This is a genomic window from Pseudomonas sp. GW101-3H06 (assembly GCF_059424605.1).
On record NZ_JBWKZO010000001.1, the window covers coordinates 6045715 to 6061066 of the forward strand.

Annotated in this window: 14 protein-coding genes; 6 read left to right on the top strand and 8 right to left on the bottom strand. The window is 59.9% G+C overall.

From position 1 onward, the window contains the following. Positions 1-109: 109 nt before the first annotated feature. Complete coding sequence (gene rhlE2, locus AC07ZE_RS27865; protein ID WP_207267575.1) at positions 110-1978, top strand: RNA helicase RhlE2; 1869 nt, start codon at positions 110-112, stop codon at positions 1976-1978. Positions 1979-2226: 248 nt separating this feature from the next. Here the strand turns inward: rhlE2 and AC07ZE_RS27870 are convergent, their stop codons facing one another. Next, positions 2227-2823 carry a YceI family protein gene (locus AC07ZE_RS27870; RefSeq protein WP_207267576.1) on the bottom strand — a complete coding sequence of 199 codons (597 nt, stop codon included), beginning with the start codon at positions 2821-2823 and terminating at the stop codon, positions 2227-2229. Positions 2824-2854: 31 nt separating this feature from the next. Then, entirely contained in the window at positions 2855-3406 is a 552-nt protein-coding gene (locus AC07ZE_RS27875; protein ID WP_207267577.1) for a cytochrome b, read from the bottom strand. A 398-nt stretch (positions 3407-3804) separates the two neighbouring features. Here AC07ZE_RS27875 and llpB point away from each other — a divergent pair, with 398 nt between their 5' ends. Next, positions 3805-4317 (top strand): lectin-like bacteriocin LlpB, encoded by a 513-nt coding sequence (gene llpB / locus AC07ZE_RS27880; RefSeq protein ID WP_207267578.1) that lies wholly within the window; start codon positions 3805-3807, stop codon positions 4315-4317. A gap of 352 nt (positions 4318-4669) precedes the next feature. On the opposite strand, the gene AC07ZE_RS27885 is transcribed toward llpB, so the two are convergent. Beyond that, the gene (locus AC07ZE_RS27885; protein ID WP_207267579.1) at positions 4670-6421 is read right to left on the bottom strand and encodes a flavin monoamine oxidase family protein; all 1752 of its coding nucleotides are present in this window, start codon (positions 6419-6421) and stop codon (positions 4670-4672) included. Between the two features lie 220 nt (positions 6422-6641). Between AC07ZE_RS27885 and AC07ZE_RS27890 the strand changes: the two genes are divergently transcribed. Continuing rightward, the gene (locus AC07ZE_RS27890) at positions 6642-8048 is read left to right on the top strand and encodes an adenosylmethionine--8-amino-7-oxononanoate transaminase (RefSeq protein WP_207267580.1); all 1407 of its coding nucleotides are present in this window, start codon (positions 6642-6644) and stop codon (positions 8046-8048) included. A 143-nt stretch (positions 8049-8191) separates the two neighbouring features. Further along, positions 8192-8911 (top strand): 16S rRNA (uracil(1498)-N(3))-methyltransferase, encoded by a 720-nt coding sequence (locus tag AC07ZE_RS27895; RefSeq protein ID WP_207267581.1) that lies wholly within the window; start codon positions 8192-8194, stop codon positions 8909-8911. A gap of 103 nt (positions 8912-9014) precedes the next feature. Here the strand turns inward: AC07ZE_RS27895 and AC07ZE_RS27900 are convergent, their stop codons facing one another. Beyond that, complete coding sequence (locus AC07ZE_RS27900) at positions 9015-9917, bottom strand: transporter substrate-binding domain-containing protein (RefSeq protein WP_207267582.1); 903 nt, start codon at positions 9915-9917, stop codon at positions 9015-9017. 33 nt (positions 9918-9950) lie between these two features. Next, positions 9951-11189, bottom strand: a complete 1239-nt coding sequence (locus AC07ZE_RS27905) for a D-amino acid dehydrogenase (RefSeq protein ID WP_207267583.1) — start codon at positions 11187-11189, stop codon at positions 9951-9953. A gap of 109 nt (positions 11190-11298) precedes the next feature. Between AC07ZE_RS27905 and AC07ZE_RS27910 the strand changes: the two genes are divergently transcribed. Beyond that, entirely contained in the window at positions 11299-12216 is a 918-nt protein-coding gene (locus AC07ZE_RS27910; RefSeq protein WP_207267584.1) for a LysR family transcriptional regulator, read from the top strand. Between the two features lie 127 nt (positions 12217-12343). Here the strand turns inward: AC07ZE_RS27910 and trhA are convergent, their stop codons facing one another. After that, positions 12344-12961 carry a PAQR family membrane homeostasis protein TrhA gene (gene trhA, locus AC07ZE_RS27915; protein ID WP_095196004.1) on the bottom strand — a complete coding sequence of 206 codons (618 nt, stop codon included), beginning with the start codon at positions 12959-12961 and terminating at the stop codon, positions 12344-12346. A gap of 133 nt (positions 12962-13094) precedes the next feature. Between trhA and AC07ZE_RS27920 the strand changes: the two genes are divergently transcribed. After that, a complete protein-coding gene (locus tag AC07ZE_RS27920; RefSeq protein ID WP_095196393.1) occupies positions 13095-14009 on the top strand; it encodes a LysR family transcriptional regulator in 915 nt (304 codons plus the stop codon). Positions 14010-14119: 110 nt separating this feature from the next. Here AC07ZE_RS27920 and madM read toward each other — a convergent pair whose 3' ends face one another. Further along, the gene (gene madM / locus AC07ZE_RS27925; RefSeq protein WP_095196392.1) at positions 14120-14884 is read right to left on the bottom strand and encodes a malonate transporter subunit MadM; all 765 of its coding nucleotides are present in this window, start codon (positions 14882-14884) and stop codon (positions 14120-14122) included. A gap of 1 nt (position 14885) precedes the next feature. Next, positions 14886-15302, bottom strand: coding sequence for a malonate transporter subunit MadL (madL, locus tag AC07ZE_RS27930; protein ID WP_095196391.1), 417 nt, complete (start codon positions 15300-15302; stop codon positions 14886-14888). Between the last annotated feature and the right edge of the window lie 50 nt (positions 15303-15352).

Genomic DNA, 15352 nt, shown 5'->3' on the forward strand with positions numbered 1-15352 from the left:
ACGAGCCTTCGAGACCCGGCAGGACCGGACGGGATAGCGTCCTCTTAAACGCCATTCGCGCCAGGCAAGACTCCCATTGGGCCAAGCCCTAACTAAAACAGGATTACTCATGTCCTTTGCTTCCCTCGGTCTCTCCGAGGCTTTAGTCCGCGCTATCGAAGATGCGGGCTATACCGAGCCTACTCCGGTGCAACAGCGGGCCATTCCCGCCGTGTTGCAAGGTCGCGACCTGATGGTCGCGGCGCAGACAGGTACTGGTAAAACCGGCGGTTTCGCCCTTCCGATCCTGGAGCGGTTGTTCCCCAACGGTCACCCGGACAAATCCCAGCGTCACGGCCCGCGCCAACCGCGTGTATTGGTCCTGACTCCCACTCGCGAACTCGCCGCACAAGTGCACGAAAGCTTCAAGGTCTATGCCCGTGACCTGAAATTCGTCAGCGCCTGCATCTTCGGCGGCGTCGGCATGAACCCGCAGGTTCAGGCCATGTCCCGCGGCGTTGACGTGCTGGTGGCCTGCCCTGGCCGTCTGCTCGATCTCGCCGGCCAAGGCAGCGTCGACCTGTCCCACGTGGAAATCCTCGTACTGGACGAAGCCGACCGCATGCTCGACATGGGCTTTGTCCATGACGTGAAGAAAGTCCTGGCACGCCTGCCGGCCAAACGGCAGAACCTGCTGTTCTCGGCGACGTTCTCCAAAGACATCACCGACCTCGCCGGCAAACTGCTGCACAACCCGGAACGCATCGAAGTCACGCCGCCGAACACCACGGTCGAGCGTATCGAACAGCGCGTGTTCCGCCTGCCCGCCAGCCACAAGCGTGCGCTGCTGGCGCATCTGATCACCGCTGGCGCCTGGGAACAGGTGCTGGTGTTCACCCGCACCAAGCACGGCGCCAACCGCCTGGCCGAGTACCTGGACAAGCACGGCCTGAGCGCTGTCGCGATCCACGGCAACAAGAGCCAGAACGCCCGTACCAAAGCCCTGGCCGACTTCAAGGCAGGCAGTGTGCGCATCCTGGTCGCCACCGACATCGCCGCCCGCGGCCTGGACATCGACCAGTTGCCACACGTGGTCAACTTCGAACTGCCGAACGTTGATGAGGACTATGTGCACCGCATCGGCCGTACCGGCCGTGCCGGTCGTTCGGGCGAGGCGATCTCGCTGGTGGCCCCGGACGAAGAAAAACTGCTGAAAAGCATCGAGCGCATGACCAAGCAGAAAATCGCCGATGGCGACCTGATGGGCTTCGATGCCAGCGCCGTGGAAGCTGAAAAACCGGAAGCCCGCGAACGTCCGGATATGCGCAACCCGCGCAACCCACGTGGCCCGCGCGGCGATGGTCCGAACGGCAGCGGTGGCGGTCGTAAAGACAAGGGCAAGGACAAGGGCAAGGAAAAACCTGCCGCCTCCGGTCGCGGCGAACGCCCGGCACGTGAACAGAAGCCGCGCGAAGGCACTCCGGCCCGTGAACAGCGTCAACCGAGCCAGCCGCCTCGCGCCGCTGCCGACCGTGCACCGGACGAGTTCCTGGACGACGATATCGATAACTTCGGTAACCGCGTCGACTACGTGCCACAACAGAAGCCGGCCCATGGCCGTGGCCGCCGTCCGGGAGCTGCGGCACAAGGTACAGCTGCCGGTTCGGGCGCTCCACGTGGCGGCAAGCCACAGGGTCGTCAGAACGGTCCGCGCAACAGCGATGGCGCCAGCACCGGTACGCCGCCAGCCAAACGCAGCGGCCCACGCAACGGTGCGCCACGTGACGGCCAGGCCCGTCGCGAAGACACGCGCAATCGCCGTCCGGCCCGTGACGATCAGTCCCGTTCGGAACCGGCCGTGCAGAACCCGCGCGGCCCGGCGCCGAAGATCATGCACAAGGAGTCCAAGGCCGACCGCTTCCCGACACCTGAGCAGCTGGATCAACTGCCAAGCCGCCCTCGCGGCGAAAAACCGGCGTTGCTGACCCGCAATCGTTGAGTTATCGCCGAAATGAAAAATGCCCTGGGCTCGAAAGACCCGGGGCATTATGGCAAATGAGAAACCCTGTGGGAGCGAGCCTGCTCGCGAAAGCGGTCTATCCGTCATTTCCAAGTTGACTCATACCGCCGTCTTCGCGAGCAGGCTCGCTCCCACAGGGATTGTTGGTACCGGCAGAGATGTTGTACGGCAATAAAAAACGCCCGCGCTCGTGAGAGCAGCGGGCGTTTTTGTGTCAGGCGCGAAAATTACTTCGCTTTGACACCTTCAAAGGTTACGTACATATCAACTGCATCGGACGATGGACCGAGGTCTTTCTGCTTGCCGAAATCGGAACGCTTGAGGCTGAACGTGCCTTCAAAACCTGCACGGTAGCCGCCCCATGGATCCTTGCCTTCACCCAGGAAAGTGGCCTTGACCACGATTGGCTTGGTCACGCCTGCGATGGTCAGGTCACCGGCCACGTCGGCAGTGTCTTTGCCAGCGGCGTTTTTACCGGTGGGTTTGACGCTGGTGGACACGAAAGTGGCTTTGCCAAACTTGCCTGCGTTCAGGAAGTCGCCGCTGGCGATGTGTTTGTCGCGCTCAGCGTTGTTGGTGAACACGCTGGCAGTGTTCACATTGAACTCGATCTTGCTGGCTTCAGGCTTGGCGGCGTCAAAGCTGAACTTGCCGTCGATGTCCTTGAAAGTACCGGTGATGTAGCTGTAGCCCAAGTGACTGATCTTGAAGTCGACGAAGGCGTGCTGGCCTTCCTTGTCGACCACGTAGTCAGCGGCCATAGCGTTACCGGCGGACAACAGTGCGGAACCGATTGCCAGGGCGGCCAGAGTCTTTTTCAACATACTTTGTTTTCCTTTGAGTCGAGGTTGAACTTCAGGCTTTGCGACCCAGCATTCGCTTGAGGGTCACATCGCGATCGAAAAAGTGGTGCTTCAATGCTGCCAACGCATGGAGGCCGGAAAAAATGACCAGCACCCACGCCAGGTAGAGGTGAATCACGCCAGCGGTATCTGCCTGGTCCGGTAGTCCGGATACCAGGGCAGGGACTTCAAACAGGCCAAACACCGGTATCCCGACACCTTCGGCGGTAGAAATCAGGTAACCGGCAATCATCACAGCGAACAGACTGAGATACAGGAAGCCATGGCCGAAATGGGCGCCGAGGCGCGTCATACGGCTGTAGCTGGTCAGGGTGGGCGGCGGCGGACTGATGAAACGCCACAGCACACGCAGCAACATAAACGCCAGCAATATCAGCCCGATGCTCTTGTGGATATCCGGTGCGTCCTTGCGCCAGACGCTGTAGTAATCGAGACCGACCATCCACAAGCCCAACGCAAACAGACCATAGACTGCCAGCGCCACGCCCCAATGCAGGAACATGCTGACCAAGCCATAGCGGGAAGTAGAGTTACGTAGCTGCATTGCCCAAATCCTGTGAGAAGTGCGACCAAGACTAAAGAGTTATCTATCGAATTAAAGCGGAAAATTTTGCTTTGAAATATCGAGAAATACGATCAAGAGTCTGAAATGGGTGGGTTAAGGAAAGATTAAAGGCCAAAGTCTGGCAGAGGGTGAGTGCAGGGCTGGAAATTTTTGCCGCCTGTCCAGGCCCCTTCGCGAGCAGGCTCGCTCCCACAGTGGATCGATGGGGAGCTCGGTTTTCCTGTTCGCATCCACCCCTTGTGGGAGCGAGCCTGCTCGCGAAAGCGATAGATCAGCAGCAGATGTTTTTTGACAGGCGATAAATATGTACGGCCACTTCCCTTTTTAAACTTGATTGAATGAGCACTCAATAACTCTCACTGATCAAGGTGAAGAATATGGCTATTACTTATACCCCATTTCAAGCAAGTGGCACCTCAGTGCTACCTCCCAATCAAACGATGTCTCCGGGGCAGTATTTAATATCAGGGAGCGGTCGATTTCGATTGCTATTGCAAGCAGATGGTAACTTGGTTATTACGGATAATGGCGCTGTAGTATGGATTGCAGATGGCAACCAGATTTATAGCAGAACCTTGTACCCGAAAAAAATGCGTGAGCCGCTAATGTTTGTGATCAGCAACAATGGCTTTCTTTATGATCCGTCTCGGAGACGTTTATGGATTGCTGAAAGCACCCACAGCACTGATAAATCGCTGTGGTACAACACTTGTATGGTTATACAGGATGACGGGAATCTGGTCATTTACGACCAGCGCACGGGAAATCTGTGCTGGGCTCGCTCTGGATTCGTCCCTGGTCGTATTCCAAAGGCGAAGGAAAGATTCACCCGAGTGCTACCGGACGGCAAAGAGATTTATGAATGGAAATTTTCACTTGGTCCTCTCTAATCATGATTAATGACTTATGCACTCAAGAGCTTTTGAAGACGGGAGGTGGATTTAAGCAATCAGGGTCATACGGATTAATATCGCACTTATAGGCCAGTTCATGACCAGGTCCTTTAGGAAAGAAATGGCCATTTTCACAACCAGAGGCCGTTATCAATATCATTACTGCCACTAGTGCTTTCATACGCTCTCCAGTTTTTAAAGAGCATAGTATTTAAGCTCAGGCGCTACCTATCATTTGCTTCTGATTATTTTGTGGGAAACATCTGACCCACCGCTAAATTCTGCAGGGCGGCAATCTATGAGCAAAAAAAAGCGCGACCCTCGGGCCGCGCTTTTCTACGCCTGAACGCTACTGAGCCTTGGTCTCAGTCGCCGCTGCTGGCTTCTTCGCCACTTCAGTCTTTTTCGCCGGGGCCTTGGCCGGGGCTTTTTTCGCCTCGGTCTTGGCTGCCGGCTTCTTCACCGGGGTTTTAGCCGGCGCCTTCTTGGCCGGCTCGGCCTTCACCGGCGCCGCTGGCTTCGGCGCTTCGACCGGTGCCGGCGCGGCGACTGGCGCCGGAGCAGGTACCGGGGCTGGCGGAGCAACAGGCTCAGGCGCCTTGACCGGTTCCGGCTTCTTGTCGTCGTCCGAGCCACCGAACAGGTTGCTGAAGAAGTTGCCCTTCTTCGCCGCCACGGCGCCGGCTGCAGCGGCGGCAGCCACTGGAACGGCCTTCGCCGGTTCGAACGACTTGCCGGCTGCCAGGTCTTCGACCTGACTGGCCGCGCGCTGACCGGTGCGCAACGCACCTTCCAGGGTGCCCGGGTACAAGGTGTCGGTGTGCTCGCCGGCAAAGGCTACACGCTGAACCGGACGTTCCCACAGACGCCAGTACTTGCTGATCTGGCCCGGGCCGAAGGCCAGGTAGGCGCCGCCCATCGAAGGATCGTTGCTGTAGCGACGGATTTCATAGCCGGTGAACGAACCGCGCGCCTGCGGATAAAACGCGTGCAGGCGAATCAGTACCTGGTCGGCAATCTGCTTGTCACCAAAGGCCTGCATGACCCGGGCGTTGTCGCCGGACAGGTTGATCACCACGTTGGCGCCGCCCTTGAGGGCCGGTTCGACCCACAACATGCCCAGCCCGGTGTTGCTGTAGATCTCACCGGACATCCGCGCCTTGCTTTCCCACACCGGCGTCTTGAACTTCAGCATGATCTGGTCGCGCCAGCCGTAGTTGGTGCCCTTGATCGCGGCCAGGTGCTGGGCGTCGAGCGCCGGCGTCATCTGAATTTTGTTCAAGGCACGCAACGGCACGGCCAGCACCACGTAGTCGGCCTGATAACCGACGCTGCCGACCTTGACGGTGACGCCGTCCTTGTCCTGAGTGATGGAAGAGACCGGGGCACTGGTCTTGATGGTTTTCAGCTGTTTAACGAAAGCCTGGGCCAGTACCGGGCTGCCACCGACCAGACGCGAAGCACGCAGGTCACGGTCGGCCACACCACGGTAAACGCGGCTCTGTTGCGCGAAATACAGCAGCGACAGGCGCGACGGTTCGTCATAACGGGTACGGATCTGCTGATTCACCAGCTGTCGGGCAGTGGGCGGCAGGCTCAGGCGATCAAGCCAGTTGGACACGTTGATCTGGTCCAGGGCATGCAGCGTGCTGTTGGCGGACGGGTTCTGCGGGTCTTCGATCGAGCGCGCCAGGTCGTCCACGGTCTTTTCGTAGCGCTTGAGCGCTTCGGCGGTCGCCGGCTCCTTGGTGGCCAGATCGGCTGCGGTGTAATACACGCCGTCGATCAGATAGCCGGGCGTGCGTACGAACTCAGGGGCCGGTGTGGTGCTCAGCTTGAAGGTCGATACGTACTTGTTCAGGACCGGTTGGGTTTTATCATTGCCGATCCACTCACTGGTGGCCATGCCGGAGCGGCCGCCCAAGCTCGGCTTGGCCTCCAGCAGAGTGACCTTCCAGCCTTTGTTCTGCAGCTCATAAGCGGCCGTGAGGCCAGCGACCCCGCCACCAATCACGATCGCGGTTTTATCTTTGGCCAGCGCAGACACGCTGAACAGCCCCAACATCACCAACGCACAGGCGCGCAGCCAACCGACAGACATTCAGCGAACTCCGGAAAGACAGGAAAAATAGCGGTTTTTCGAGCCAGACGGCTCAAGAACCGCGAAGAATACGTCAGCCTTCAGACGCCCGCCAGCAACGTCTACCTGCCTATACAAAGTAGCTCATTCGATACAATGGGTTGTCCCCGTGCGATGCATTGCATAGGCTTGCGCGACTGTATGTCCGCGTGTGTCACGGACAGCCTCGAGGAGACTGAAGATGGGCCTGAATAAACAGTGGATGGAACGCGATCTCGCGGTGTTGTGGCATCCCTGCACCCAGATGAAAGACCACGAGCAACTGCCGCTGATCCCGATCAAGCGCGGGGAAGGCGTCTGGCTGGAGGACTTCGAAGGCAAGCGCTACCTCGACGCGGTCAGTTCCTGGTGGGTCAACGTGTTCGGCCACGCCAACCCGCGGATCAACCAGCGCATCAAGGATCAGGTCGATCAGCTGGAGCATGTGATCCTGGCCGGTTTCAGCCATCAACCGGTGATCGAGTTGTCCGAGCGTCTGGTGAAGATGACGCCGGAAGGCCTGACCCGGTGCTTCTACGCCGATAACGGCTCGTCCTGCATCGAAGTCGCGCTGAAAATGAGCTTTCACTATTGGCTCAACCGCGGCCAGCCGAACAAGAAGCGCTTCGTCACCCTGACCAACAGCTACCACGGCGAAACCATGGCGGCGATGTCGGTGGGCGACGTGCCGTTGTTCACCGAAACCTACAAGGCCCTGCTGCTCGACACCATCAAGGTGCCAAGCCCCGATTGCTACCTGCGTCCCGAGGGCATGAGCTGGGAAGAGCACTCGCGCAACATGTTCGCGGCGATGGAGCAAACCCTGGCGCAGAACCATGACAGCGTGGCGGCGGTGATCGTCGAGCCGTTGATCCAGGGCGCCGGCGGCATGCGCATGTACCACCCGGTGTATCTCAAGCTGTTGCGCGAAGCCTGCGACCGCTATGGCGTGCACCTGATCCACGATGAAATCGCCGTGGGATTCGGCCGCACCGGGACGATGTTCGCCTGCGAGCAGGCCGGCATCCGTCCGGATTTCCTCTGCCTGTCCAAGGCGCTGACTGGCGGTTATCTGCCGCTGGCCGCGTGCCTGACCACTGACGAGGTCTACAGCGCTTTCTACGACGACTACCCGACCCTGCGTGCCTTCCTGCACTCCCACAGCTACACCGGCAATCCGCTGGCGTGTGCGGCCGCACTGGCGACGCTGGACATCTTCGAAGAAGACAATGTCATCGAGAGCAACAAGGCCCTGGCGCAGCGCATGGCCTCCTCCACCGCACACCTGGTGGACCACCCGAACGTCAGCGAAGTGCGCCAGACCGGCATGGTGCTGGCCATCGAGATGGTCAAGGACAAGGCCACAAAAGAGGCTTATCCATGGCAGGAACGTCGCGGCTTGAAGGTATTTCAGCACGCCCTGGAGCGCGGCGCCTTGCTTCGACCGTTGGGCAGCGTGGTGTATTTCCTGCCACCGTACGTAATCACCCCGGAGCAGATCGACTTTCTGGCCGAGGTCGCCAGCGAAGGCATCGACATCGCCACTCGCGACGGCATCAGCGTGGCGGTGCCGAAGGACTTCCATCCCGGCTTCCGTGATCCGGGCTGATTGATTTCACCTAAGCTTTCACAGCGTCTGGAATGACCTCTTCGCGAGCAGGCTCGCTCCCACAGAGAACTCGGTCAACTGTGGGAGCGAGCCTGCTCGCGAAAGCGTCGCCATGACCTATACATGAATTACAGAGACCCAACATGAGACTGTCCCGCTTCTTCATCGACGCCCCCCTGAGTACGGGCGAACACGAATTGCCCGAAGCCCAGGCCCATTACATCGGTCGCGTACTGCGCATGGCCGAGGGCGATGCGTTGCAACTGTTCGACGGCTCAGGTCATGAGTTCCGAGCCACGCTGGTGGAAGTCGGCAAAAAACGCGTGGTCGTGCAGATCGATGAGCAGTTCACCGGCCAGGTGGAATCACCACTGCAGATTCATCTTGGCCAAGGCCTTTCCCGCGGAGAGCGCATGGACTGGGCGATTCAGAAAGCCACCGAATTGGGCGTCAGCGAAATCACCCCGATTTTCAGCGAGCGCTGCGAAGTCCGGCTCAAGGACGAACGCGCCGATAAACGCCTGCTGCATTGGCGCCAGGTGGCGATCAGCGCGTGTGAACAATGCGGGCGTTCCAGGGTGCCGGTGATTCATCCGCCGATGCTGTTGGGCGACTGGTTGAAACAGACCGAAGCGCAGCTGAAGCTGGTGCTGCACCCGGTGGCCGAGCCATTGGTCAGTCATGCCAGGCCTTCGACCCTGGCGTTCCTGATTGGTCCCGAAGGTGGGTTGTCTGATGCGGAGGTCGATCAGGCTCGGTCTGCCGGTTTTCACGCTGCCAGACTTGGGCCGCGGGTGTTGCGAACAGAGACGGCTCCTGTTGTTGCATTGGCGGTGGCCCAGCAGTTATGGGGTGATTTCTAGGGCCCTTTCGTGAGCAGGCTCGCTCCCACAGTGGAACGCATTCCAAAGTGGGAGCGAGCCTGCTCGCGAATGGCCGCGACGCGGTCTTCAAGACATTAAAAAACTACTGCACCGGATCACTCACCGGTTTGGCAATGATCGCCTTGAGCTCGCTGGTCATCGGAAATTCCAGGTTCAGGCCTTTCGGTGGAATCGGTTGTTCGAACCAGCGCTGATAGATACCGTTGATCTCGCCCGAGCTATACAGATCACCCAACACCCCGTTAACCAGCGCCAGGAATTGCGGGTCGTCCTTGCGCACCATGCAACTGTAGATTTCCCGCGACTGCTCCTCCCCGACCACCACCCACTTATGCGGATCGTGGGCCTTGGCGCGCTCACCGTAGAGCAGTGCATCATCCATGTAGAACGCCGCCGCGCGACCCGATTGCAGCATCTGGAACGCTTCGCCGTGATCCTTGGCGCTGATCACGAACATATCGATCTTGTTATCGACGTTGTAGCTTTTCAGAAACCGCTCGTTGGTGGTGCCCGCGGTGGTGACCACGTTCTTGCCGCGCAAGTCGGCGAAGCGCTTGATGCCACTGTCCCTGGCCGTCAGCAGCTGGCCTTTGACGTAGATGAAGCCATAGGAAAACGCCACTTGCTTCTGGCGCTCGGCGGTCACGCCGGTGGAGCCGCACTCCAGGTCCACGGTGCCGTTCTGCACCAGGGGAATGCGGGTTTGCGAGGTCACCAGGTTGTACTTCACCTTGAGATCCGGCAGTGCCAGTTGTTGCTGGATGCGCTCGACAATCTTGCCCGCCAGATCCACCGAATAGCCCATCGGCTTGCCCGTGTGATCGCCCACGTAAGAGAACGGCACCGACGCATCGCGATAGCCCAGGGTGATGCTGTTGGCACTGGCGATCTTGCTTAATGTGCCGGTCAGGGGCGTTTCATTGGCCTGGACCTGGCCACCAAGCAATAGACCAAGGGTGCAGCCGAGCAACGTGATTTTTTGCATTGTTATTCTCCGTTGTGGGTTGTGCTTTCAGATTCAGGCGGTCCGGTGATTGAAACCGTTCAGATCGATGGAAGCCGTGCGCTGGCCGATCAGCTCGCTGAGCAAGCGACCGCTGCCGCACGCCAGGGTAAAGCCGAGCGCACCATGGCCGAGATTGAGCCACAAGTTGCGATAAGCCGTGGCTCCGAGCAACGGCACACCACTGGGCGTCGCCGGACGCATGCCGGCCCATGCCACGGCGGCCTCATAGTCTGCGGCATCGGGAAAGGTATCGCGTACCTGGCGCTTGATCAGGGCCAGGCGCTCGGGATCGATGGCAGGGTCGAAGCCGACGATGTCGACCATCGCGGCCACCCGTAACTGTTCGCCGATGCGGGCGTAAACGATTTTGCGATCGTAATCGGTGATGCTCACGTCCGGTGCCCGGTGTCCGCTGCCGATGGGCACGGTCAGGCTGTAGCCCTTCAGCGGATAAAGCGGCAGGTGCAGGCCGGGCAATGCCAACAGTGGACTGCGGTGGCCCGCGGCAATGACCAGTTGGTCAACGGCCATTATTTCCTCGCCCAGTTCGATGGCATTGACGCTGCCGTTGGCGTGGCGAATCCCGGTCACTGCCTGACCGAGACGAAACTCGCAACGACCGGACGCCTTCAACCGTGCGGCCAACTGCTGACAGAACCCATGGCAATCGCCGACCTCTTCGTCCGGGGTGTAAATCGCGCCGACAAAGGGGGTATCGACCAGCGCGGGTTCAAGCGCTGCACACTCGATCGCCGACAATACTTGCTGCTGCGGATCGGCCAGTTTTTTGCGCGCATGCTCGAAGCTGCCGGCGGTGCGAAAGGCCACCAGTTTGCCGTTGCGCCGCCATTGGAAACCGGCCAGCCCATCGTCCTCGCGCCAGCTTTTCAATGTGCTCTGGCTCAACAGCGCAAGACGCAACAGGTGCCCGGCGTTCTCTCGGTTGACCGAGCTTCGACAGGCAGCAAGGAATGATGCCATCCAGCGCCACTGCACCGGGTCCAGGCGTGGGCGCAGCTTCAGGGGCGAATCGCCACGCAGCATCCAGCCGATGGCTTGCAGCGGCACACCGGCGTCAGCCAGCGGCGCAACATAGCGGTAGGAGAGCTGGCCGCCATTGGCAAAACTGGTTTCGCTGCCCAGCGAGTCCCGGGCCTCGACCACCGTCACCTCGAAGCCGTCGCGCACCAGCGCATAGGCCGTTGCCAGACCAATCACGCCGCCGCCGATGATGCACACACGCTGAGCCATGTCCGTCCTTAATACCGTAGTGAAGACGAAGCCGAGGTTAGAGCCGGATGACAGGCGGTGGACAATGAATAAAGATACCTGACCCATAAACAAAGGTTATGGACTTGCCATGCGTCTTCGCCACATCGAGATTTTCCAGGCTATCCGCCAAACCGGTTCGATCAGCGCGGCCGCGCAATTGCTGCACGTCTCGCAACCGGCGGTGACCAAGGTGCTGCAGCATGCCGAGCAGCAGTTGGGTTTCCCGTTGTTCTTGCGGGTACGCGGCAAGCTGCAGGCGACGCCGGAAGCCTTGGAGCTGGAGCGCGAAGTCGACAAGGTCAGCGAAAGCCTGCAAGGCGTGCGACGCCTGGCCCAGAGCCTGCGCCGCCAGCCGGGCCACAGCCTGCGCATCGGCGCCACCCCGGCGCTGGCCCTGTCATTGCTGCCGCCGGCCATTCACGAATGGACCGGGCGCTACCCGGACATCGCCTGCGAACTGTCCAGTGCCCATAGCCGCGAACTGGTGCAGAACCTGCTGATGCGCGAAGTGGATGTCGCCCTGACCTTGCAGCGGCCGGATCATCCCGGATTGAAGGCTCAGACCCTGGCGTCGGGGGTGCTGGTGGCGTTGGCGCCGAGGGGTTATTGGTCGAACGAGGACGTCGGCCAACCGCTGCCGTTGATGGCCCTGGCCGGTGAGCCCTTGATTGGCCTGTCCAGCGCCGACCCGTTGGCCGCCCGGCTCGACAGCTACCTCGAAGCGGTTGAACCGCCGCCCCGAGTGCGTATCGCCGTGCAGACTTATTCTTTGGCGCGGGCGATGGTGGAGTCCGGTGCCGGGCTGGCGGTGATCGACCCGTTCACGGCACTCGGTGCGTCATCTGCCGCGACGACAATTCGCCCCTTGGCGCCACCGCTGCCCATCACCCTGTACGCAGTGACCCGCGCCGCCGAACCGCCACCCCATACCTTGAACGACCTGCTGCAAATCTTCAGCCGACGGGCCCAGGCACAACTCGATCGCCTGATCCCGCCCCCCTCTTGAATCCAGTAAATACCCCTTGTGGGAGTGAGCCTGCTCGCGAATGCGGTGGATCAGCCAACGATGATGTGGGCTGAACTGACGCCTTCGCGAGCAGGCTCGCTCCCACAGGTTAAAGTCACAGTGCGATTCAAAGGACATAAAACAAAATCGCGACAAAGTGCAGCAAACTCCCGGCAATCACGAACAAATGCCAGATCCCATGGGCATGCCGCAGGCGGTGATCCAAAGCAAAAAAGATGATACCCACGGTGTAAAACACACCACCCAACGCCAACCAGGCAAACCCGGCACCGCCCAATGCCGCCAGCAACGGCTTGACCGCCACCAGCACGATCCAGCCCATCACCGCATAAATCACGATCGACAGAATCCGCGCTTCCGAACGCGGTTTAATCTCTTGCAGGATGCCGATCAGCGCCAGCCCCCAGACGATCCCGAACAGCGTCCACCCCCAAGGCCCGCGCAGGGTCACCAGGCAGAACGGCGTGTAGCTGCCGGCGATCAACAGGTAGATGGAAAAGTGATCGACCTTCTGCATGATCGCTTTCTTGCGCCCGCGCACGCTGTGATAAACGGTCGATGCGCTGTACAACACCAGCAAGGTAAAGGCGTAAATCGCCATGCTGACGATCTTCCACGGACTGCCATCAAGGCTGGCGACAACAATCAGCCACACCCCGCCGACAAACGCCGCCACCGCCCCGACCAAATGCGTCCAGGCGTTCAATCGTTCTCCGTGATACATCGCTTGCCTACCCCTCGAAAATCGTTACCGCAACGCACAAGGCTCAGGCCTCAAGCGTAAAAGCGCAATGTTTCAGAACACAACAACCCCCGCATGCGTGCACAATCGGGTCATTCCAAAAAGAGTCCACCCCATGCTGATCGACGAAGAGTTGACCCTTAAAAAACTCGAGGTGTTCCTGGCTTTCATGCGCACCGGCAATCTGGCCCGGGCCGCCGCCGAGTTGCAGACCAGCAATGTCAGCGTGCATCGGGCGATCCACTCCTTGGAAAGCGCCCTGCGCTGTCCGTTGTTCAAGCACGAAGGCCGCAACCTGACACCGCTGGAAAGCGCCTATGTGTTGGAGGAACGGGCGCAGAAGCTGATTCAGGATGTACTCGAAAGCGTACGTCTGACCCGCGAGGCTGCTGGTTTTTCCGCCGAGCGCTTCAAGCTGGGCTCGCTGTATTCGCTGACGGTGAAGACCGTACCGCAATTGATCATGGGCCTGAAAATCCGTCGCAGCGAGCTCAACATCGATCTGATTCTCGGCTCGAACTTCGACCTGTTGTACAAGCTCAAGAACATGGAGGTCGATGCGATTCTGGTGTCACTGGACGACAGCATCAACGATCCGGACCTGGAGCACATCCCGCTGTTTTCCGACGATATCTTCCTGGCCACGCCGGCGGATTCCAAATTTGCTCAACGCTCTGAAGTCGACCTGGCCGAAGTCCGCGACGAAACCTTCATCACCTTGACCCAGGGCTTCGCCACCCATCAGGACGGCAATCGGGTGTTCAGCCAGGCGGGGTTCGAGCCGAAGGTGGCGATGCAGGTCAACGACATCTTCACCCTGCTGAGCATGGTCAGCTCGGGGGTAGGATATGCGTTGTTGCCGGGGCGGATTGCGGCGGTGTACGAGAACCGGGTGAAACTGATCCCGTTGCAGGAAAAGTATCGATTGCAGCAGCACATTGGCGTGGTGTTTCTCAAAGCCAAGGAACGCGACCCAAACCTGCTGGCGTTGCTGGCGGAGTGCCGGATGTATGCCAATCGCCAGGCCTGAAACCGAGTCGCCCCATTCGCGAGCAGGCTCGCTCCCACATTGGAATGCAATCCCCTGTGGGAGCGAGCCTGCTCGCGAAAGCGTCAGCCCATTCAACAATGATCCAACAGTTAACCGACAATCCCGCGAACAATGAAGTACAACAACGATGGCCCCAACAAGCACCCAAGCCCGGTATGGAAAGTCGCGGTCAACGCGCCATAAGGCACCAGTCGCCGATCCGTCGCCGCCAGCCCCGCCGTCACACCGCTGACCGTCCCGGCCAATCCGCCAAACACCATCGCCGAACGCGGATTGTCCAGGCCCATCCAGCGTGCTGCCATTGGCGTGCCGACCATCACCAGAATCGCCTTGATCAACCCCGTGGCAATCGACAACGCCATCACGTCCGAGGTCGCGCCAATCGCCGCGCCCGTTACCGGGCCGACGATGTAGGTCACTGCGCCTGCGCCAATGGTGGTCATGCTCACCGCATCGCGATAGCCGAACGCCCAGGCCATGCACGCACCGACAATGAACGGCAGGACAGTGCCCAGCAACAGCGCGATCACGCCGATCAACCCGGCCTTTTTCGCTTCGGTGGCCTGCACTTCGAACGCCGTGGCGACGATGGCGAAGTCCCGTAGCATGGCGCCACCCATCAGGCCGATGCCGGAGAACAACGTCAGGTCCGCCAGGCCTTTTTGTCCGCCGGTCATCGTGCCGCCGACCCAGGCCAGCACCAGGCCAATGACAATGGCAATCGCCGAGCCGTGAATCCGCCCGAACGTCAGGCGCTTCGAAAGAATCACCGACACCCACATGATCACACCCACGAAAGCGAACGCGGTGATCAAGCCGTTATGCTCCAGGCCTTTCTCGATGAGATCCCACATATCAGCGACCTCCTGCCGGTGCGCCAACCGACGTTATTTCCGTCGGCTCGTCGGGCAAGGGTTCGCCCTTGTGGGTCCGGCTGATCAAGGCAATGGTGCAACCGCAGACCACCACCGAACCGATGGCCGCGAGCACTGCAACAGGGCCGCCGTGCAGGGCTGTGACCACGTTCTGTTGCGCCGCCATGGCGACCACCACCGGAATGTACATGGCGCCCCAGAAGCCGACGCCCATCTCGCAATCCCGGGTCATGCCGCCGCGTTTTTGCATCCACAACCGCGCGCAGATCAGCAGGATCATCGCGATCCCGACCCCGCCGACGTTGGATTTCACGCCCAGCAACACGCCGAGCATGTCACCCATGATCACCCCTGCCAGCGTACAGATCGCCAGCAGCGCCACACCGTAAATAATCATTGTTGTCGTCCTCAAAGTGCATCGTCGAATGTTGTTTTTGTTGTTCGAAG

Excerpts from the sequence above, each read along its gene's own strand:
- AC07ZE_RS27895 (WP_207267581.1), top strand. The coding sequence starts at position 8,192 with ATGAGACTGTCCCGCTTCTTCATCGACGCCCCCCTGAGTACGGGCGAA.
- AC07ZE_RS27905 (WP_207267583.1), bottom strand. The coding sequence starts at position 11,189 with ATGGCTCAGCGTGTGTGCATCATCGGCGGCGGCGTGATTGGTCTGGCA.
- AC07ZE_RS27885 (WP_207267579.1), bottom strand. The coding sequence starts at position 6,421 with ATGTCTGTCGGTTGGCTGCGCGCCTGTGCGTTGGTGATGTTGGGGCTG.
- AC07ZE_RS27870 (WP_207267576.1), bottom strand. The coding sequence starts at position 2,823 with ATGTTGAAAAAGACTCTGGCCGCCCTGGCAATCGGTTCCGCACTGTTG.
- AC07ZE_RS27910 (WP_207267584.1), top strand. The coding sequence starts at position 11,299 with ATGCGTCTTCGCCACATCGAGATTTTCCAGGCTATCCGCCAAACCGGT.
- rhlE2 (WP_207267575.1), top strand. The coding sequence starts at position 110 with ATGTCCTTTGCTTCCCTCGGTCTCTCCGAGGCTTTAGTCCGCGCTATC.
- AC07ZE_RS27890 (WP_207267580.1), top strand. The coding sequence starts at position 6,642 with ATGGGCCTGAATAAACAGTGGATGGAACGCGATCTCGCGGTGTTGTGG.
- trhA (WP_095196004.1), bottom strand. The coding sequence starts at position 12,961 with ATGTATCACGGAGAACGATTGAACGCCTGGACGCATTTGGTCGGGGCG.
- madL (WP_095196391.1), bottom strand. The coding sequence starts at position 15,302 with ATGATTATTTACGGTGTGGCGCTGCTGGCGATCTGTACGCTGGCAGGG.
- madM (WP_095196392.1), bottom strand. The coding sequence starts at position 14,884 with ATGTGGGATCTCATCGAGAAAGGCCTGGAGCATAACGGCTTGATCACC.
- AC07ZE_RS27875 (WP_207267577.1), bottom strand. The coding sequence starts at position 3,406 with ATGCAGCTACGTAACTCTACTTCCCGCTATGGCTTGGTCAGCATGTTC.
- llpB (WP_207267578.1), top strand. The coding sequence starts at position 3,805 with ATGGCTATTACTTATACCCCATTTCAAGCAAGTGGCACCTCAGTGCTA.
- AC07ZE_RS27900 (WP_207267582.1), bottom strand. The coding sequence starts at position 9,917 with ATGCAAAAAATCACGTTGCTCGGCTGCACCCTTGGTCTATTGCTTGGT.
- AC07ZE_RS27920 (WP_095196393.1), top strand. The coding sequence starts at position 13,095 with ATGCTGATCGACGAAGAGTTGACCCTTAAAAAACTCGAGGTGTTCCTG.